The following is an 18,469-nucleotide window of genomic DNA, read 5'->3' on the forward strand; positions in this document are numbered from 1 at the left end:
GTCATGCATATTCTTCTGCTTTGCAGCGCCTTTAATGGCCTGTCACAACGTTTTTTTGTCGAACTGACCGATGCCGGTCATCAGGTCACCGTTGAGGTCTTTACCGGTGATGAGGCGCTTGAACAGCGGCTTCCGGCGAACCCGCCTGACATTATTATCGCGCCGTTTCTGAAACGGGCCATACCTGACCGCGTCTGGCAACGTTACCGATGCTTCATTCTGCACCCGGGTATTGTCGGCGACCGCGGCCCCAGCTCCCTTGACTGGGCGATCCTCGAAGGGTGGCACGAATGGGGGGTGACCCTGCTGGAAGCCAACGCGGTGATGGATGCAGGCGACATCTGGGCGACCCGTACTTTCCCCCTTCCACCGATGGCGAAAAGCCGGATTTACCGCCATCTGGTTACTGATGCTGCCGTCGTCTGTTTGTGGGAGTTGATCGCGAAGTTGCAGCAGGGTCAGCAGCATGGCGATCCCCTTGATTATGACCGCGCCACGACGCGCGGCCGTGAGAGAGCAGCACTGCCGATGAGCGCGCGCACTCTTGACTGGCAGTGCGATCCCACCGACCTGCTGCTGCGTAAAATCCGCGCCAGCGACAGCCTGCCCGGTGCGCCGACGCAGTTAGCAGGCGTGACGGTGCGGGTTTTCAACGCCTGGCAGGCTGAGGAAAATGTCGCCAGCCGACGTGGGCACGTCGGGGAGATTTTCGCCCGCGACGGCGATGCGCTCTGTGTGGCAACCCTCGATGGCGCGCTGTGGATCGGTCACCTGCGCCGCAGTGACAAGCACGCCTGTGCGCAGGTCAAACTTCCCGCCGCCGTCGCGCTACGGGACGAACTCGCGGCGCGCGCTTCACTGCCGGTACTCGATGCGCAGCACCCCAACAAGCCCTGGCTCGAGACGCGCGGGCGCGTCGCCATTCTTCATTTCCCGCTGCTCAACGGCGCGTTTACCGTCAATGATTCGCAGATCCTCACCACGCTCTTTACGCGCGCAGCCGGAGATTGCAGCGTGGATGCTATCGTGCTGGCCGGGGGAGATGATTTCTGGTCAAACGGCATTGAGCTTAATTCCATTCATGTGGCGGATAACCCTGCTGAAGAGGGGTGGGCATCGATCAACGCCATCGATGACTTTGCCGATGCGATCCTCACCTGCCGCGACAAGCTGGTAATAAGCGCAGTCAATGCCAATGCCGGCGCAGGCGGCGCGATGCTGATGCTGGCGGCCGATCGCGTCTTTATGCGCGCAGGTGTGGTGATTAATCCGCATTACAAAACCATGGGGCTGCACGGGTCGGAGTTCTGGACCTTAACGCTACCGTGGCGCGCGGATGCTGAAGCGGCGGTGGCGCTGAGTGAAAATTGTCTGCCGATTAGCGCCAGGCAGGCGGCGGCGCTCGGCCTCGTCGACTCGGTGCTCGAGGTCTCGCGCGAAGCGTTTCTTGAAACCGTTGTCAGCCATGCCAGCGCGCTTATTGCGCCTGCCGCCCTGCCCGATTCGCTCAAGGCAAAAGCGCGTGCTCAGGAAGCGATGCGCCGTGGGCGTCCCCTGGATGCGTATCGCCGGGAGGAGCTTAGCAGGATGAGAGGCAACTTCTTTGCGGACGATCTTCACTTCTCTGCTCGCCGTACGGCGTTTGTGATGAAGCAGCCGCCTTGTCAGACACCAGAACATTTGCAGCGGTACAACGCCGCCGTGGCAGCGAGCCTCGGGCAAGATAAAAGTAGGGAGGAAGTTTGACGCTGGCATCACCAGCGACTATAGATTTCTGCATGTCTACTATCGTTATCAAGGAGCGTTTTACATGGCTGATTCTGAACTGAACTATTACACAACTCTGGCCGAAGCCATTGACGCGGCGCGCGAAGCCTTTATCGCTAACAACCCCGACGTCGATGAAGATGACCTCAATGTGCAACAGTTCAATGTCCAGAAGTACGTGCTGCAGGATGGCGATATCGTCTGGCAGGCAGAATTTTTTGCCGACGAAGAGCAGCCGGGCGAGTGCCTGCCGATGTACAGCGGCGAAGCAGCACAAAGCGTCTTTGATGGCGACTTTGACGAGATCGAGATCCGTCAGGAGTGGCTGGAAGAGAACACCCTGCACGAGTGGGATGAGGGCGAATTCCAGCTCGAGCCGCCGCTGGACACCGAAGAGGGTCAGGCTGCGGCAGACGAGTGGGATGAGCGTTAATCACTCATAGGGGCCGTGCTGGGCGTCTATCGGCAGCAGCAGGGTGTCAAACACCAGCGAGAGCGGCAGATCCAGCACGGTCAGGAAGCGCCATGAGGAGTCACGTACATCCCACTGCACGCCGGGGTAGTACTGATTCCCGTGGCCCTGGCCTGGGATCGTCCGGCTGACAATGCTGCCGCAGCCGCTTAATACGCACACCATGACCATCACCAGCATCACTCTCACCGCGTTCCCCTTCTGATTATGCAGATAAAAAAATACCGGCTAATGCCGGTATTTTCTTAATGATGGCTTATTTCGCCTTCAGCGCCAGTGGATTAAGCGACAACGTTTCGTAATGCTTCACCCAGGACAAATAGCGCTCTGGTGATTCCCAGACGCGATAGTGCAGGCGTGAGAGCGTTACCGGGTCGCTTAACAGCACCAGACGACGATCGCGATTGAGCTTCTCTGGCGTTTCATTCAGCGCCTGCTCAACGTGACGGTCGCGGGCAATCTCCAGCACGTTACTGGCACGGTGACGAGCCGTGGCCATCGCCGTCGCCAGCGCGTTGAAGGAGGGGTTAAATACGGCATGCATAAACCCATCTTCCAGCGAGCGTGAGCGGTTCAGCTCCAGATAGCGATCGGTATCGACCAGCACCTGCGGCGGAGAGTACTCTTCCGGGATCAGGAACAGCTTCCAGCGTTTGGTGCGCAGACCGACCGTTGAGCGGCTCGAGATCACCGACACGAACGGCGAGAGGATCAGCGAGAAGACGATCGGTGCCAGCCAGAACAGGAAGCGCAGATCCAGCCACGCCATCCCCACTGCCCACACCAGGCCCAGCAGCAGCTGCGAGCCGTGACGCATAAAGGCTTCACCCCACGGCGTGGAGTCATCATCACGCTGCGGCGAGTTCCATACCACTTCCCAGCCGAGGAACGCGCTGACCACGAACACTGTGTGGAACAGCATACGTACCGGTGCCAGCAGCACGGAGAAGAGCACCTCCAGCAGCAGCGACAGCGTGACGCGGAAGAAACCACCGTACTCTTTCGGCCCTTTGCACCAGACAAGGATGATACTCAGCAACTTCGGCAGGAAGAGCAGCACCATGGTCGAGGCAAACAGCGCGATAGCCAGTTCCGGACGCCACTGCGGCCAGACCGGGAAGAGCTGGCGCGGTTGCAGGAAGTACTGCGGTTCCGTCAGCGCATGCACCACCTGCAGCGCCGTTGAGAGCGCGAGGAACATAAACCACAGCGGTGCCGAGAGATAGGACATTACGCCGGTGAGGAACACCGCGCGGTGAACCGGGTGCATCCCTTTGACCAGGAACAGACGGAAGTTCATCAGGTTCCCGTGACACCAGCGGCGGTCGCGTTTCAGCTCATCAAGCAGGTTCGGCGGCAGCTCTTCATAAGAACCAGGCAGATCGTAGGCAATCCACACACCCCAACCGGCGCGGCGCATCAGCGCAGCTTCCACAAAGTCATGGGAGAGGATGGAGCCTGCAAACGAGCCTTCGCCCGGCAGCGGTGCCAGCGCACAGTGCTCGATAAACGGCTGCACGCGGATAATCGCGTTGTGGCCCCAGTAGTGGGATTCCCCCAACTGCCAGAAGTGCAGACCGGCGGTAAAGAGCGGGCCGTAGACGCGGGTAGCAAACTGCTGGCAGCGCGCATAGAGCGTGTCCATACCGGACGCGCGCGGCGAAGACTGGATAATACCGGCGTTCGGGTTGGCTTCCATCAGGCGCACCAGCCCGGTCAGGCAGTCACCGGTCATCACCGAGTCCGCATCCAGCACCACCATGTAGCTGTACTGGCTGCCCCAGCGACGGCAGAAATCATCGATGTTGCCGCTCTTACGTTTCACGCGACGGCGACGACGGCGGTAGAAGATCTGCCCTTCGCCCTGCACTTCAGCAATCAGCTCCATCCAGGCTTTTTGCTCCGCGACGCAGATATCCGGATTGTAGCTATCGCTCAGGATATAGACGTCGAAGTGCTTCTGCTGCCCGGTGGCTTTCACCGACTCCCAGGTGGCGCGCAGACCCGCGAAGACGCGATCGACGTCTTCGTTACAGATAGGCATGATCAGCGCAGTGCGATGTTCCGGGTTCAGCGGTTCATCGCCCACCGTCGAGGCGGAAATACTGTATTTATCGCGCCCAATCAGCAGTTGCAGGAAGCCCATCAACGCCGTCCAGAAGCCGGCGGAGACCCAGCAGAAGAGGACGGCGAAGAGGATCAGGATCCCGGTCTGCAGCACATAAGGCAGGAGCTGCATAAAGGAGACCCACAGATCCTGCCCTGCCATATCGGCAGGGTTGATCAGCGCCCAGCCCTGATAAGGCAGGATGGTTTTCATGTACCAGGTCGCAACGACAGTCTGCGCAATCGTCAGCACAAGCAGGATATAGCGACGGATAGAGCCAACGGTACGCCACTTCTCCTCGCGAACCTGCTCCTCTTTGGTCAGACGCGACATGTAGCGCGGCAGAACCTCACGACCGCGCAGGCGATCCCAGAAGCGACCAAGGGGGTTGGTGCGCCAGGGATCCGGGAACATCGAGGAGCGTTTGGCTTTCGGCATCGCCTGCAGCTGCGCGCGTCCCTCGTCGTCCTTCGCCAGTTGACCTTGCGCCAGCGAATCCGGCCAGCTGTTTTCCAGCCGCGCGGTCACCGAACCCAGCGGCGTGTCATCTTCACGCTTCCAGTCCGTGTGCTCCGCGTCCAGCGCTTCATGCACGCCGCGAATCGAATCCGTCGGCAGCGCTGCTTTCTGCTCCGCAGGGAGCGGCAGCGCGTCGATATACTCAGTTATCTTATTCATTGGCAGGTAGCTGATAGCTCCAGGTTTCACTCAGGGGCTGATCGGCGTTGACCAGCGCCGCGCGCATATCCGTGGTTTTCTTCGGATCTTTGACCTTCACGCGCAGCGTCAAACGCCAACCTTGGGTCACTGGATTATAGCGAACGGCGTTTTCAACGATCTCACCGTTATCGCCAATGCTCGCCTGCGCCGTTACCGGCGTATCCTGCGGCAGTTTTTTCATATCCTGGCCGGTAAAGTCGATCACGAACGCGATGGTACCGTCCGGCTGGCGGATAAGGTTGGACTGCTTCACATCACCCGTTGAACGACGAGTCTGCTTAACCCAGGCATTATCCGGCGCATGCAGTTTATCTTCGTCACGGCTAAAGGTGATGGTGTACTTGAAGTTCATCTCTTTGCCCGGCTCCGGCAGCTGATCCGGTGTCCAGTAGGCAACGATGTTGTCGTTGGTTTCGTCATTGGTCGGAATTTCCACCAGCTCGACTTTCCCTTTGCCCCAGTCGCCTTTCGGCGTGACCCACGCGCTCGGGCGCTGGTCGTAGCGGTCATCGATATCTTCGAAACGGGAGAACTCACGGCCACGCTGCAGCAGACCGAAGCCCTGCGGGTTTTCCATCGCGTAGCTGCTGACGGCCAGGTGTTTCGGGTTGTTCAGCGGACGCCAGATCCACTCGCCGTTGCCGGCCAGCATCGACAGACCGTTGGAGTCATGCAGCTCAGGACGGTAGTTGATCGCCGGAGAGGGCTGAGACGGCCCGAACAGGAACATACTGGTCAGCGGCGCAACGCCCAGTTTGCCCACTTTGTCACGCAGGTAAACTTTGGACTGGACATCAACTACGCTGTCGCGGCCCGGAATAATGACAAAACGGTAGGCGCCGGTAGCACGCGGGGAGTCGAGCAGCGCATAGATGGTCAGACGCTTGTCGGTCGGCTTCGGACGCTCGATCCAGAACTCCTTAAAGCGCGGGAACTCTTCGCCGGAAGGCAGCGCCGTATCGATCGCCAGCCCGCGCGCGGAGAGACCATAAACCTGGCCCGCGCCAATCACGCGGAAGTAGCTCGCGCCCAGCATGCTGACGATTTCGTCGTTTTTATCTTTGCTATTGATGGGGTAAAGCACTTTGAAACCGGCAAAGCCGAGATCCTTAACGGTATCTTTATCGTGCTGAATGTTGCCGAAGTTGAAGTAGTCCGGGCTGTACTTAATCTGATGCACGGCGGTCGCGGTCACTTCATTGATCGTTACCGGCGTGTCGAAGTACATCCCCTGATGATAGAACTCAAGCTTGAACGGTGTGTTGGTCTTGTTCCAGTAAGCTTTATCATGGTTGAACTGGATTTGTTGATAGTCCGCATACTTCATGTCGCGGAACAGTGAGGGCAGATTGCTTTTGGGTGCTTCATAGCTCTTGCCAGCCAGGGATTGCGCCTGTTTTGCGACATCGTCGATAGAAAAGGCCCAGCCTGATGACGTATAAAGTGACAACAGTACTGCTGCCCCTACCCAATGCATTTTCATCATTCGTAATTTAGGTTTCATAATAACTAAGCACTTCCCCCTTTGTGTGCTTAAATCGATCCGATCCATTTTAATGGAAACTCTGGCAATCCGACAACCGAATCCCTGCTTTGTTCTCAGGTACCGTTCATTGATTAAACAAATGCATCCGGCCACCCATTTCCTTTTGCAGTCTTATCCTGGAGACAGGTTATCTGACATAGTGTAGGGTTGGTTTGGAATGTAATCATTATTTGTCTTATGGATAAGGCGAAAAGTCTGAGAATGCACGGAGATATATGTCTAAATCCCCCGTACAACGTGAATATTTCCTTGATTCCATCCGCGCGTGGTTAATGCTGCTTGGGATCCCGTTCCACATTTCCCTCATTTACTCGAGCCATATGTGGCATGTCAACAGCACCTACCCTTCATGGTGGCTGACGCTGTTTAACGACTTCATTCACGCCTTTCGCATGCAGGTCTTTTTCGTCATTTCGGGTTACTTCTCCTATATGCTCTACCTGCGCTACCCACTTAAACGCTGGTGGAAAGTGCGCGTTGAACGCGTAGGTATTCCCATGTTGACGGCTATTCCACTGCTGACGTTGCCGCAATTTATTATGTTGCAACATGTAAAGGAGAACACCGCTAACTGGCACACCCTGTCGACTTATGACAAATTCAACACGCTGTCATGGGAATTGATCTCCCATTTATGGTTCCTGCTGGTGCTCGTTATATTAACGACGATCAGCTTGTGGTTATTCCGCGCCATCAAAAACAACGCCGATCGCCTGCTTAACGACATTTCTCTCGGCAAGCTTTCTGTCTGGTTTCTGCTATTGGGCATCGCCTGGGCGGCATTTCGTCGCGGTGTGTTCCTCTTCTATCCGGAAATATTGCGCGACGCGCTGTTTAATTTCACCGTTATGCAGACGCTGTTTTATATCCCCTTCTTCCTGCTTGGCGCGCTGACCTTTATCAGCCCGCGCCTGAAGAACCTTTTTGTCACGCCATCGCCCTGGTGCATGGTGGGGTCAGCGCTGGCGTTTGTCGCCTATCTGCTCAATCAGCGCTACGGCAGCGGTGAAGGGTGGATGTATGAAACAGAAGCGGTAATTACCATGCTGATGGGCTTCTGGATGGTGAATGTGGTCTTCTCACTTGGCCACCGTCTGCTCAATTTCCAGTCCGCGCGCGTCAGCTACTTTGTTAACGCCTCGCTCTTTATCTACCTGGTGCATCACCCGCTGACGCTGCTTTTCGGCGCATGGATTACGCCGCATATTCAGTCGAACGTGGTGGGCTTTTTCACCGGGCTGGTGTTTGTGGTTGGCATTGCCATTGTGCTGTATGAGATCCACCTGCGCATTCCGCTGCTGCGCTTCCTCTTCTCCGGCAAGCCGCAGGAGAAGACGTCGAAATCACCGGTGCAGGCCGGGTAAAACCCTCGGCTGCTCTGCTCTCAGAGCAGCCACTCTACCGGCAGCCAGTAGACCAGGCGCACCAGAATGCGCTGCCACAAACGGGTTTGCGGCTCCTTTTTCAGCACAATCTCCTCGCCATCCTGCTGTTCAATCCAGTTGATACGACCAAAGCGGTCAAGGCGTAGTTGCCAGGTGATATCTTTCTGGCTGCGCAGAAAACGGTGATGGATCTGCTTTGCCAGCGTTTCGCTGTCGATAACAAAGCCCATCTCGGTATTCAGCACCGCCGATCGCGGGTCGAAGTTAAACGAGCCGATAAAGACCTTTTCACCGTCAATACTGAAGGTTTTCGCATGCAGGCTGGAGCCGGAGTTACCGGTTAAACCACGGTCATGCACCGGGTGAATGGGCGCTTCCCCGCGCGTCGGTTTCAGCTCATAAAGCTCAATGCCATGGCGCAGCAGCTTTTTGCGCCAGCGCGCATAGCCTGCGTGCACCACCGTGACATCGTTCGCGGCAAGGGAGTTGGTCAGAATGGCAATCTTCACCCCTTTGCGCGCCAGCTGTAGCAGCAGCGCAACGCCCGCGCGCCCCGGCACAAAATAGGCCGAGATGATATCAATCTGCCGGTCCGGTTTACCCATCACATTCAGCAGTCGCTGCGGCAATAATGTGTGCTCGCGCGCTTTGCCCTCCCCTTTTCGCGGGTCATCGCTCAGCAGACGCGTTTTTGCCCACATCAGCGGCAGCGTGCCGTTTTCAAGGTGCGCGGCGAAATGCGTAGAAGCAAGTCTCTCCTGGTAGCGCACCGCGGTGATATCTTCCCGCCAGCTCTCCGGCAGGCGAATGCGCTCGGCAATCTCTTCCGGCGACAGGGAGAGCACGCTGCTCAGCGATGAGACCGAGGCCGAGTTCCAGTAGCGCACAAAATCCCGCTCCACCTCTTTCACCACCGGGCCGATCGCCATCACATCGAGATCGGTAAACAGCGGCTCTTCGCCAATGCCAAAATAGGCATCGCCAACATTGCGCCCGCCAACCAGCGTCACTACGCCATCAACGGTGAAACTTTTATTGTGCATCCGCCGGTTAAGGCGCGCGAAATCCGTTAAATAGCCGAGCGCACGCAGGGAGCGAAAGGAGAAAGGGTTAAACAGCCGCACCTCGATATTGGGGTGGTTATCGAGCTGGCGCAGTACGCCATCCATGCCGAGGGTGTTGTTATCATCCAGCAGCAGACGCACCTGCACGCCGCGATCGGCGGCGGCAAGCAGTGCCAGCATCAACAAGCGGCCGGAGGTATCATCTTCCCAGATGTAGTACTGCACATCGAGCGTACGCTCCGCCAGCTCCGCTAACCGGTAGCGGGCGACAAAGGCGTCCATACTGTCGTCAAGAATGTGCAGACCGCAAAGGCCGGGGTGCGCCTCACAAACGGGTGCAACGGCGCGCACAAGCCGGGAATCAGCGTGCAGGGTCGGCACCGTGTTGGGTGAGTAGGCGTTGATAGAGTCGCAGAGTTTCATCGTCATAGCAGACAAAGTATATCTGCCGTAACAGAGAATAGCGGGTTAGATAATCCGAAACGGTGTTGATGGCGATCTCCGCCGCGGCCGCTTTCGGGTAACCGTACACGCCGGTGCTGATAGCAGGAAATGCAATAGAGGCGTAGCCGTTGGCATCCGCCAGTTTCAGGCTGTTGCGATAAGCATCTTCCAGCAGATGGGCTTCGTTATCATTTCCGCCGCGCCAGACTGGCCCGACTGCGTGGATCACTGCTTTCGCCTTAAGATTGCCAGCGGCGGTGATCACCGCATGGCCCGGCGGACACTCGCCCTGCTGCTGGCGAACCTGTTTGCACGCCTCAAGCAGCGCCGGACCGGCTGCGCGATGGATCGCGCCATCAACCCCGCCGCCGCCAAGTAAAGAGGCGTTGGCGGCGTTGACAATAACATCCACTTCAAGGGTTGTAATATCCCCCTGAATAACCTGCATACGTGATTCCATTATGGCTCCCTTGTCGGTGCGATACCGAGAACATGCACTAAGTGTATCCTGGCGCAACGGAAATGGTGGCGCCGCAAGCCAGCCGGCAGGAAATATTGTCAGGAAGAGAGAGAAAGCAAATGTCGAGTTACGCTTTTTTCGCTGCCGCCGCGCGGGTTGTTGTCCCCCGGGAAGCGAGCCACAGGCCGCTGTTTTTCATGGCATAGCCAAACAGCAATCCTACCGCCAGCGAAGGCACTACTGCTCTCCAGTCGCCCTGCCCGGCAAAGGTGGCACAGGCGCCAATAAAGGTGCCGGGAACAAAGGAGAGCAGCAGGTTTTTGGCCTGCAGACACATCAGAAAAGCAACGATGCCGGTCATCATGTAGCCCACAATCTCAAGATGGGGAGCCAGTGCGCTACCGTACATAATCACCAGCGCCCATACCACGCCGCTCATCACTGTGCAGGCAGAGATCATAAGCCCCTTCAGCCCACCCTGCGGACAGGCAAAATAGGCCGTACAGCCGAGAAAACCGGCCCAGCTTAAAAGTCCTGAAGCGACGGCAACCCAGCCCCAAAGTCCGGAGAGAATACCTGTCGTCAATGCGAGTGCGAAGAGTCTGTTCATGGCGCGCATCATAGCAGAAGCGCGCCGCTGCAAAGTGACATTCACCACATAAATTTAAACAACGAACTCATCGTTGCAAATTATTTGTGATCAATATCACTCTTCGTTCTCTGACCCTTCCTGAAGTTCTTCCCACATAGCGGCAATCGCATCGCGGGAGAGTTCGGCCAGCGTGCGCCAGAACGGCGTCGTAGCGTGTGCTTCCACTTTGCCAAAGAAGGTGCCGCACCACGGCAGCAGGAACTCTGCGAAGAGGGTTTCCAGCGCTTCGCTCTCATCTTCCGCGGAGTGATCCTCCAGCCATGAAGCTGCCAGCAGCAACGTACCAATATGATCGGCCGGTGCGGCGCTCAGCGGCATACCACGGCTGGATAAAAACTCGCGCACTTCCGCTTCGCTCGCCCCTTCAACCCATGCACTGCGCAGCGGCGAAACGCGACACTCATCGCCGACAAACAGCGCGTTGTAATCGGCGGCCAGCGTCTGGGCATCGCAGCTTTTTTGCAGACGCTCCAGCAGCGCATCCTGCTCAAGCGGCCAGCTCTCTGCCAGCTTTCCTTCGCGGATCATCGTGTAGAGCGGCACCAGCAGCGGATCCTGCGGCTGGCGGTAAAAGAGCGAGCCCAACACGCGGCAGAGAATAGAAAATTCGTTCATTCAGTTGTTCCAGTCAGTATTAAAGTTCAGCAAATTCATCAATCGGCGCCATGCCGCGTGATTCAAGGAAACTCAGCATGCGGCGCGGTGATACGTTCAGTATGCGATCTTCCGGGAAGCCGACCTCATCCAGCACTTTGCGGCACTCCGCAAAGTCGCCCAGCGTAAAGGCGGTGTGCGAGTCGGATCCGAGCGCCACCCAGCCGCCCGCGTCGCGCACGGCAGCGGCAATAGCGCGGCAGTTCGCTTCACTGCCCTTGCGCGAGTGGATAAAGGAGGAGTTGTTAATCTCCAGCGCGACATCATATTTCGCCGCGGCGGCGGCCACCGCCGGGATATCAATCTCAAATTTCGGGTTACCAGGATGGCTAATGATATGCACATTACCGCTAGCAATGGTGGCGATCATCGCCTCGGTATGGCTCGCTTTATCCTGCGGCGGGAACACCGGCTCATGAAAACCCGCCACGATCAGATCGAGCGAGTCGAGCATCGGCCCGGTGCAGTCGATTTCGCCCGCGCGGTTTTTAATATTGGCTTCAATACCGCGCAGAATGCCGATGCCGTCGACCAGCCGCGGCCAGATACGCATATTGATAAAGTGCCAGTGGTGAGGGGCATCGGCCATGTCCGGGCCATGATCGGTAATAGCGAAGAGCTTAATGCCTTTGCGTTTCGCCTCGGCAATATAGTCATGCAGCGTACTGTAAGCATGGGTGCTGGCGACGGTGTGCATATGCAGGTCAACGGGGTACATGGCTCACTCCTGTAGTCAATTGCGCAAGAATAGCAGCTATTGTTATGCAGTTTAATGAAAACCCGGCGCGACCGGGCTTATCTCAATACCCGCGCGACCGGTCAACGAGACCCCTTACCGCCTCACCCTGCTCAAGCTGGCGAATAGTGTGGCAGATATAGTCAATCGCTTCCTGCGGGCGGGTCACTGCGGCGATGTGCGGCGTAATGGCGACACGCGGGTGCGCCCACAGTGGGTTATTCACAGGAAGTGGCTCTTCACGGAAGACATCCAGCATCGCCCCCTTCATCTTGCCACTCTCAAGCGCCTGCAACAGATCGGCCTCTTCCACATGCACACCGCGCGCGAGGTTGAGCAGATAACTCCCCTCTTCCAACTGCGCGAGCAAGGAGTGATTGATGATGCCTGCGGTCTCCGGCGTGTTGGGCAGCAGGTTGATTAACACCCGCGTGCCATGCAGAAATTCCCCCAACTCTTGCACACCGGCAAAACTGGTGACGCCCGGCAGATCTTTTCGGCTGCGGCTCCAGCAGCGCAGCGGGAATCCCCACGGACGGAGCGCTTCGGCGACTTTTGCACCCAGCACGCCTGCGCCAAGAATGCCAACGGTGAAATCCTCATGCGCATACTCCTCAAGCGGTTGCCACTTCGCCTCACCTTTTAGCGCCTGGTAATCATCGAAACGGCGGAACCAGTGCAGCACCTGGCTTACGGCATACTCCTGCATCTGCTGCGCCATGCCGGTGTCTTCAAGACGAAACAGCGGCACCGAGGCGTCGAGCATCTGCGGATGCGCCTTCAGTTGCCCGAGGATTGCATCGACACCTGCGCCGAGGGCAAACACCGCCTTCAGTTTCCGTCCTTCAAGCATCTCCACGGGCGGATGCCAGACCAGCGCGTAATCGGCGGGAGCGTTATCGCCCGGCGTCCAGACGCGGATGTTGGCTTCCGGCAGCGCTTCGTGCAGGGCATTCACCCAAAAGGCGTTATCAAATGAGGGGTGATAAAAGAGGATATCCATCGGCACTCCGGTCTTGTTGTGGGTGAGGCATTTTTATGCGGCTGATAAGCATAACAAATATCCTCTCCAGCGCGTGGCTTAAGTGCCAAGGCGAGAAAAAAAGCGTTTTCAGAACGTTTAAGAAGCAGGTTGTTTGAAGTTTGTCTAAACGCACTAATTTATTGCAAAAGAAGATTGACGCGGTTACGGGTTTTCCCTACATTAGCGCCCGTCCCGACGACATCGGGACAACAATGTGGTGAGGTGTCCGAGTGGCTGAAGGAGCACGCCTGGAAAGTGTGTATACGGCAACGTATCGGGGGTTCGAATCCCCCCCTCACCGCCATTATTTAAGATGAGAGCCTGTACGAAAGTACGGGCTTTTTTCTTTTATATTCCCCGAACAAGGGGGGATGAGAACCTCCGACCGGGGTTCGACAACGGGTGACAGCCCGTTGGACAGACCACGAGCGTAGCGAGTGGGCTGCCCGAAGGGCGAGCGAAGCGAGTCAATCCCCCCCTCACCGCCATTATTCAAGATGAGAGCCTGTACGAAAGTACGGGCTTTTTTCTTTTATATTCCCCGAACAAGGGGGGATGAGAATCCCCGACCGGGGTTCGACAACGGGCGACAGCCCGTTGGACAGACCGCGAGCGCAGCGAGTGGGCTGCCCGAAGGGCGAGCGAAGCGAGTCAATCCCCCCCGGTGCACGCGTCGGCAAGGAGCCAGTGCCTGATGGCGGCTACGCCTTATCAGGCCTACGCGCAGATCTCCCCCCTTGCATCACCAAACATTTCACAATGCCAACTTTCGTGCCGTGTCCAAATGCCTGATGGCGGCTACGCCTTATCAGGCCTACGTAATTCTGCCTTCCCAACCATCAAACCAGCTCCGTTCCGTAGGCCGGATAAGCGTGAGCGCCATCCGGCATTTTTATCCCTGCAAATCCCGGCATTTCCACCATCAATCCACGCCGTTGCTCACACCTTAAGCGAACAATCATCACGGCTGAAAATCTGCTTGACCGCTTCAGCGCAACTCCCTATAGTAGCGCCCCGTTGCCCTCCTGTATGGCGGGTGACAATACAATGTGGTGAGGTGTCCGAGTGGCTGAAGGAGCACGCCTGGAAAGTGTGTATACGGCAACGTATCGGGGGTTCGAATCCCCCCCTCACCGCCATTATTCAAGATGAGAGCCTGTACGAAAGTACGGGCTTTTTTCTTTTATATTCCCCGAACAAGGGGGGATGAGAATCCCCGACCGGGGTTCGACAACGGGCGACAGCCCGTTGGACAGACCGCGAACGCAGTGAGTGGGCTGCCCGAAGGGCGAGCGAAGCGAGTCAATCCCCCCGGTGCACGCGTCGGCAGCGGAGCCAGTGCCTGATGGCGGCTGCGCCTTATCAGGCGTACGCGCCTGGGCCAACACCGTGCCACCTCCAAATGCCTGATGGCGGCTGCGCCTTATCAGGCCTACGCGCCTGGGCCAACACCGTGCCACTTCCAAATGCCTGATGGCGGCTACGCCTTATCAGGCCTACGCGCCTGGGCCAACACCGTGCCACTTCCAAATGCCTGATGGCGGCTTCGCCTTATCAGGCCTACACGCTGCGCCTTATGAGTCGTACGTGGTTACGCCTTCCCTGCCCCACAAAAAATAAAACCCGGTTTCCCGGGTTTTAACGCTAACTGTATCTTGCGCACCGCTTAATCGTAGGCTTTCAACGTGCGCTGGCAGAGGGCGGAGCGTACGCAGTCGTCTTTATTAAAGCGCACCACACCAATCATCTCGTCCTCTTCAAAACGTGCCAGTGCATCGCTCAGCCCCGATTTAACTCCGGAGGGCAGATCGCACTGGGTGATATCGCCGTTGACAATCACGGTCACGTTTTCCCCGAGGCGCGTCAAAAACATCTTCATTTGCGCAGCGGTGACGTTCTGGGCCTCGTCAAGAATGACCACCGCATTTTCAAACGTACGTCCGCGCATATAGGCGAACGGCGCGATCTCTACCTTGCCAATTTCCGGGCGCAGGCAGTATTGCATAAAGGACGCACCAAGACGTTTCAACAGCACGTCATAGACGGGCCGGAAATAGGGTGCGAACTTCTCCGAGATATCGCCGGGTAAGAAGCCGAGATCTTCATCAGCTTGCAGGACCGGCCGGGTCACGATAATCCGCTCCACATCCTTATGGATCAGAGCCTCTGCAGCTTTCGCCGCGCTAATCCACGTTTTCCCACAACCCGCTTCGCCAGTGGCGAAAATCAACTGCTTAGTCTCAATCGCATGTAAATAATGCGCCTGAGCCTCATTGCGGGCAGCAATCGGAGAGTTATCACGGCAATCCCGCGCCATGCCAATTGCTTCTACACCACTCATCTGCACAAGCGAGGTGACCGACTCTTCTTCACGCTGTTTATGGCTACGTGAATCACGTCTCAGCACGCGTTTCGCTTCACGACGAGCTTTGATCACTGCTTTCTGTCTTCCCATGGATAGCACCTTGAGTTGTTGGTTTACATCACACGCATCGAAATCGACGCGATTATGCGCACGAACGTCTGAGGGTTGGCTTCCTTGTAAGCCATGGCTTGCCTTTGAAAATGACATGGCGCAACGAACAGCAAAACCGTCTGCCACATCGTCAGAAGGAGTTAAAAAACAGGAGGAGGAGAAATCAGGGGTGAAAAAGTCGTTGCCGGAGGTGTGCTCCCCGGGCCGGGTTTTGCGAGGTCGTTTTGTCTGTCCACTACAGCACTTTACCATCCGCGATCTCCAGAAGACTTCATCACCGCAGGGATAACCGAATGAACTGCTCATCTAAAGCGTAGCATCAATGCAACAATGTTTTTACCAAACATTAACAGCTACGCACTCTGCGTCGTTCCACAGAGTCTCTTCGATGAATATTACAGAAATATAACAGATACTTTCTAATACATTAAAATTATGCGTGGATGGCAGAAAAAGTATGTCAAATTGCTACAGATAACAGAATATCCTGCCCGGACGGGCAGGATAGGATCTTCACGCTTCGAGAAGAGACTGGGCAAGATAGCCCTGCGTTGACTTCACGCCGGGTAAGGCGAAGAAGAAACCGCCGCCGATGGGCCGGATATATTCCTCCAGCGCTTCGCCATTGAGCCTTTTTTGCACGGTCAGGAAGCCTTTCTCCAGATCGTGCTGGTAACAGACAAACAGCAGGCCCATATCCAGCTGGCCAGAGTTGGTGACGCCGAGGGAGTAGCTGTAGCCCCGGCGCATCATCAGGTTCGCCTGCGTCTCTTTCGTCCGCGGGTTCGCCAGGCGGATATGGCTGTCGAGGGCGATAACCTTGCCCTCGGGATCGCTGGCGTAATCGGGCACATCGTGCTCATGCTGCATGCCGAGCGGCGCACCGCTCTGTTTATCGCGCCCGAAAATGGTCTGCTGCTCTTTCAGCGGCGTGCGATCCCAGAACTCAACGTGGAACTGGATAATGCGCACCGCCTGATAGCTGCCGCCTACCGCCCATGCTGGCTCGCCCTGATCATTGGTTACCCAGACGATCTCATCCATCAGCGGCGCATTGCTGCTGTCGGGGTTCGCGGTGCCATCTTTAAAGCCGAGCAGGTTTACCGGCGTCTCTTTCCCGCGGCTGCGCGCGGCGTGGTCGGAGATAAACCCTTCCCGTTTCCAGCGCACGCTGAGCAGATCCGGCGTGTGCTTGATCACATCGCGCAGCGCGTGGATCACCGTGTCCTGGGTGTTAGCGCAGATTTGCAGCAGCAGATCGCCATGACAGAGCGCGGCATCAAGCGAGTCGTTAGGAAAACGCATCATCTTTTGCAACTTCTTCGGTTTCTGCGCCGAGAGACCAAAGCGATTATCAAACAGCGCAGATCCGACAGAGACCGTCATCGTCAGGTTATCCGGGGCGATAAACGGCCCGAGAATGCCGGAATCCATCGGCGGCAGACGCGGGTTTGGTGTCTCCGGTGCCGGGCCGCCCGCCGTCAGGAAGGCAATGCGATCGGTGAGCAGGCGAAACAGGCGGATAAGATCGGCTTTATCCGCTGCAAGCACATCAAATGCCACCAGCATCATCGAGGCCTGCTGCGGCGTTAAGATGCCGGCCTGGTGATCGCCGTAAAACGGCTGCTTCTCCATACGGGAATCGGGCGACAATGTGCCCGGCGCACTTTGCGGTTTTGCCGCATGGGCGACCGGACAACCGCCGGCGAGAGCAAGCGCGCCCCCCAGCGCGCCCATCCCTTTTAACAACCGACGCCGCGAAGGTTCGCTGACGTCGTTTTCATCATGCTGCTTCATTATTAATCCAGTCCAAGTACGCCGCGCAGCTGCGCCAGATCTTCCGCCAGGGTAGTGATTGGCCCCTTCAGCGCATTACGATCGGCATCGGTCAGCTTATCATAGGTCTCAAAGCCCGTTTTGGTGCGGTACTTCGCTAAAATGGTATTCACTTTCTTGAAGTTGGCGTCCACTTTCGCAAGCAAAGCACTGTTCTCTTTTTGCAGCTGCGGACGCAGCAGGTCGACAATCTTCTGCGCGCCTTCGATATTGGCCTGGAAATCCCACAGATCGGTATGGCTGTAGCGATCCTCTTCCCCGCTGATTTTGCTCGCTGCCACCTCTTCAATCAGCCCGGCTGCGCCGCCCACCACTTTTGACGGCGGGAATGCCAGCTCGTTGATGCGGGTTTGCAGTTCAAGCACATCGTGATTGAGCTTATCGGCATAGCTCTCCATGCCTTTGACGCTGTTGTCGCCAAAAAGCGCCTTCTCAAGGCGGTGGAAACCGGTGAATTTCGGGTCGGCGGCCTTCTGCTCGTAATCATCTTCACGAGCATCGATGCTGCCATCAAGATCAGAGAAGAGCTCAGCAATCGGCTCAATGCGCTCGTAGTGCTGGCGCGTCGGGGCGTAGAGCGCTTTCGCTTTTTCGATATCGCCCGCTTTCACCGCATCAGTAAAGGCTTTGGTACCGGAAACCAGCTGCGTGGTTTCGCCAACGACATAGGCTTTATAGGCGGTGATCGCCTCGCCAAGGCTCAGCAGTGCATCGCCTTTCGCTGCGTCAGCCGTCGCTTCACCTTTGACCACTAATTTCCCTTTCGGGTTGGTTAACAGGCCGCAGGTCATCTCATACTCGCCCGGCTGGAGGTTGGCAGTAAGCTTCTGGCTGAAGCCCGGCGCGATGTTTTCGCGCTCTTCAACCACCATCACGCCTTTAAGGATCTCCCACTCCAGCGCTTTCTGGCTGTGGTTGAGGATCACAAACTGCGTTTTACCGGCATTGACCGTCAGGTTCATCGGTTCGCACTGCTTATCCGTCACCGTCACTTTTACCTGCGGCACATCAGCGGCCTGGGTCCCAAACGCGCACGCCATCAGCGCGGCGACCCCGATTTGTACTGCGCTACGTCGAAAAAGAATTGCCATGACCCTTCCCTTTAATAAGTGTGTTGTAACTAAGA

15 protein-coding genes, 2 tRNA genes and 1 other RNA gene are annotated in these 18,469 nt (G+C 57.0%); 6 read left to right on the plus strand and 12 right to left on the minus strand.

Features of this window, described 5'->3' with window-relative positions:
* Positions 1-3: 3 nt before the first annotated feature.
* Together EH164_RS14025 and EH164_RS14030 are read left to right on the plus strand one after the other, a co-directional pair.
* The gene (locus EH164_RS14025; RefSeq protein WP_124968717.1) at positions 4-1,746 is read left to right on the plus strand and encodes an enoyl-CoA hydratase-related protein; all 1,743 of its coding nucleotides are present in this window, start codon (positions 4-6) and stop codon (positions 1,744-1,746) included.
* Between the two features lie 79 nt (positions 1,747-1,825).
* Positions 1,826-2,200, plus strand: a complete 375-nt coding sequence (locus EH164_RS14030) for a MysB family protein (RefSeq protein WP_094193033.1) — start codon at positions 1,826-1,828, stop codon at positions 2,198-2,200.
* Here EH164_RS14030 and EH164_RS14035 read toward each other — a convergent pair whose 3' ends face one another.
* The 3 genes from EH164_RS14035 to mdoG all read right to left on the minus strand — a co-directional run bounded on the left by EH164_RS14035 (position 2,201) and on the right by mdoG (position 6,552).
* Positions 2,201-2,419, minus strand: coding sequence for a YceK/YidQ family lipoprotein (locus EH164_RS14035; RefSeq protein ID WP_370277280.1), 219 nt, complete (start codon positions 2,417-2,419; stop codon positions 2,201-2,203).
* 76 nt (positions 2,420-2,495) lie between these two features.
* The gene (mdoH, locus tag EH164_RS14040) at positions 2,496-5,024 is read right to left on the minus strand and encodes a glucans biosynthesis glucosyltransferase MdoH (protein ID WP_124968721.1); all 2,529 of its coding nucleotides are present in this window, start codon (positions 5,022-5,024) and stop codon (positions 2,496-2,498) included.
* Positions 5,017-6,552, minus strand: a complete 1,536-nt coding sequence (gene mdoG, locus EH164_RS14045) for a glucans biosynthesis protein MdoG (RefSeq protein ID WP_124968723.1) — start codon at positions 6,550-6,552, stop codon at positions 5,017-5,019. The genes mdoH and mdoG overlap by 8 nt, the downstream gene beginning before the upstream one ends.
* Positions 6,553-6,827: 275 nt before the next feature.
* Here mdoG and mdoC point away from each other — a divergent pair, with 275 nt between their 5' ends.
* Positions 6,828-7,976 carry a glucans biosynthesis protein MdoC gene (mdoC, locus tag EH164_RS14050; RefSeq protein WP_124968725.1) on the plus strand — a complete coding sequence of 383 codons (1,149 nt, stop codon included), beginning with the start codon at positions 6,828-6,830 and terminating at the stop codon, positions 7,974-7,976.
* Positions 7,977-7,996: 20 nt separating this feature from the next.
* Here mdoC and EH164_RS14055 read toward each other — a convergent pair whose 3' ends face one another.
* The 6 genes from EH164_RS14055 to ghrA all read right to left on the minus strand — a co-directional run bounded on the left by EH164_RS14055 (position 7,997) and on the right by ghrA (position 13,010).
* On the minus strand, positions 7,997-9,490 hold the full coding sequence (locus tag EH164_RS14055) for a phospholipase D family protein (protein ID WP_370276836.1): 1,494 nt from the start codon (positions 9,488-9,490) through the stop codon (positions 7,997-7,999).
* Positions 9,423-9,965, minus strand: a complete 543-nt coding sequence (gene ymdB / locus EH164_RS14060) for an O-acetyl-ADP-ribose deacetylase (RefSeq protein WP_124968727.1) — start codon at positions 9,963-9,965, stop codon at positions 9,423-9,425. Before ymdB ends, EH164_RS14055 begins: the two co-directional genes overlap by 68 nt.
* A 127-nt stretch (positions 9,966-10,092) precedes the next feature.
* The gene (locus EH164_RS14065; RefSeq protein WP_124968729.1) at positions 10,093-10,587 is read right to left on the minus strand and encodes a DUF1097 domain-containing protein; all 495 of its coding nucleotides are present in this window, start codon (positions 10,585-10,587) and stop codon (positions 10,093-10,095) included.
* 84 nt (positions 10,588-10,671) lie between these two features.
* Positions 10,672-11,232 carry a molecular chaperone gene (locus EH164_RS14070; RefSeq protein ID WP_124968731.1) on the minus strand — a complete coding sequence of 187 codons (561 nt, stop codon included), beginning with the start codon at positions 11,230-11,232 and terminating at the stop codon, positions 10,672-10,674.
* A 19-nt stretch (positions 11,233-11,251) separates the two neighbouring features.
* Positions 11,252-11,989 (minus strand): phosphatase, encoded by a 738-nt coding sequence (locus EH164_RS14075; protein WP_124968733.1) that lies wholly within the window; start codon positions 11,987-11,989, stop codon positions 11,252-11,254.
* Between the two features lie 82 nt (positions 11,990-12,071).
* Positions 12,072-13,010 (minus strand): glyoxylate/hydroxypyruvate reductase GhrA, encoded by a 939-nt coding sequence (ghrA, locus tag EH164_RS14080; RefSeq protein WP_124968735.1) that lies wholly within the window; start codon positions 13,008-13,010, stop codon positions 12,072-12,074.
* Positions 13,011-13,247: 237 nt separating this feature from the next.
* Between ghrA and EH164_RS14085 the strand changes: the two genes are divergently transcribed.
* The 3 genes from EH164_RS14085 to EH164_RS14095 all read left to right on the plus strand — a co-directional run bounded on the left by EH164_RS14085 (position 13,248) and on the right by EH164_RS14095 (position 14,170).
* Positions 13,248-13,335: transfer RNA gene (locus tag EH164_RS14085), tRNA-Ser, on the plus strand.
* 46 nt (positions 13,336-13,381) lie between these two features.
* Positions 13,382-13,519: non-coding RNA, RtT sRNA (locus EH164_RS14090), on the plus strand.
* Between the two features lie 563 nt (positions 13,520-14,082).
* Positions 14,083-14,170 (plus strand) — tRNA-Ser (locus EH164_RS14095).
* Between the two features lie 527 nt (positions 14,171-14,697).
* Here the strand turns inward: EH164_RS14095 and phoH are convergent.
* The 3 genes from phoH to efeO all read right to left on the minus strand — a co-directional run bounded on the left by phoH (position 14,698) and on the right by efeO (position 18,434).
* A complete protein-coding gene (gene phoH / locus EH164_RS14100; protein WP_023481530.1) occupies positions 14,698-15,486 on the minus strand; it encodes a phosphate starvation-inducible protein PhoH in 789 nt (262 codons plus the stop codon).
* Positions 15,487-16,020: 534 nt separating this feature from the next.
* On the minus strand, positions 16,021-17,304 hold the full coding sequence (efeB, locus tag EH164_RS14105; RefSeq protein WP_124968737.1) for an iron uptake transporter deferrochelatase/peroxidase subunit: 1,284 nt from the start codon (positions 17,302-17,304) through the stop codon (positions 16,021-16,023).
* Between the two features lie 2 nt (positions 17,305-17,306).
* Complete coding sequence (gene efeO, locus EH164_RS14110) at positions 17,307-18,434, minus strand: iron uptake system protein EfeO (RefSeq protein WP_124968739.1); 1,128 nt, start codon at positions 18,432-18,434, stop codon at positions 17,307-17,309.
* Positions 18,435-18,469: the final 35 nt, after the last annotated feature.

Source organism: Kosakonia sp. CCTCC M2018092, assembly GCF_003864115.1.
In the GTDB taxonomy this organism is placed as follows: Bacteria; Pseudomonadota; Gammaproteobacteria; order Enterobacterales; family Enterobacteriaceae; genus Kosakonia; species Kosakonia cowanii.

What these genes read in the sequence shown, in the direction of transcription:
- EH164_RS14065 (WP_124968729.1), bottom strand. Translation starts at nt 10,587, where the DNA reads ATGATGCGCGCCATGAACAGACTCTTCGCACTCGCATTGACGACAGGT.
- EH164_RS14025 (WP_124968717.1), top strand. Translation starts at nt 4, where the DNA reads ATGCATATTCTTCTGCTTTGCAGCGCCTTTAATGGCCTGTCACAACGT.
- ghrA (WP_124968735.1), bottom strand. Translation starts at nt 13,010, where the DNA reads ATGGATATCCTCTTTTATCACCCCTCATTTGATAACGCCTTTTGGGTG.
- efeB (WP_124968737.1), bottom strand. Translation starts at nt 17,304, where the DNA reads ATGAAGCAGCATGATGAAAACGACGTCAGCGAACCTTCGCGGCGTCGG.
- EH164_RS14035 (WP_370277280.1), bottom strand. Translation starts at nt 2,419, where the DNA reads ATGCTGGTGATGGTCATGGTGTGCGTATTAAGCGGCTGCGGCAGCATT.
- mdoH (WP_124968721.1), bottom strand. Translation starts at nt 5,024, where the DNA reads ATGAATAAGATAACTGAGTATATCGACGCGCTGCCGCTCCCTGCGGAG.
- ymdB (WP_124968727.1), bottom strand. Translation starts at nt 9,965, where the DNA reads ATGGAATCACGTATGCAGGTTATTCAGGGGGATATTACAACCCTTGAA.
- mdoG (WP_124968723.1), bottom strand. Translation starts at nt 6,552, where the DNA reads ATGATGAAAATGCATTGGGTAGGGGCAGCAGTACTGTTGTCACTTTAT.
- mdoC (WP_124968725.1), top strand. Translation starts at nt 6,828, where the DNA reads ATGTCTAAATCCCCCGTACAACGTGAATATTTCCTTGATTCCATCCGC.
- efeO (WP_124968739.1), bottom strand. Translation starts at nt 18,434, where the DNA reads ATGGCAATTCTTTTTCGACGTAGCGCAGTACAAATCGGGGTCGCCGCG.
- EH164_RS14070 (WP_124968731.1), bottom strand. Translation starts at nt 11,232, where the DNA reads ATGAACGAATTTTCTATTCTCTGCCGCGTGTTGGGCTCGCTCTTTTAC.
- EH164_RS14055 (WP_370276836.1), bottom strand. Translation starts at nt 9,490, where the DNA reads ATGACGATGAAACTCTGCGACTCTATCAACGCCTACTCACCCAACACG.
- phoH (WP_023481530.1), bottom strand. Translation starts at nt 15,486, where the DNA reads ATGGGAAGACAGAAAGCAGTGATCAAAGCTCGTCGTGAAGCGAAACGC.
- EH164_RS14075 (WP_124968733.1), bottom strand. Translation starts at nt 11,989, where the DNA reads ATGTACCCCGTTGACCTGCATATGCACACCGTCGCCAGCACCCATGCT.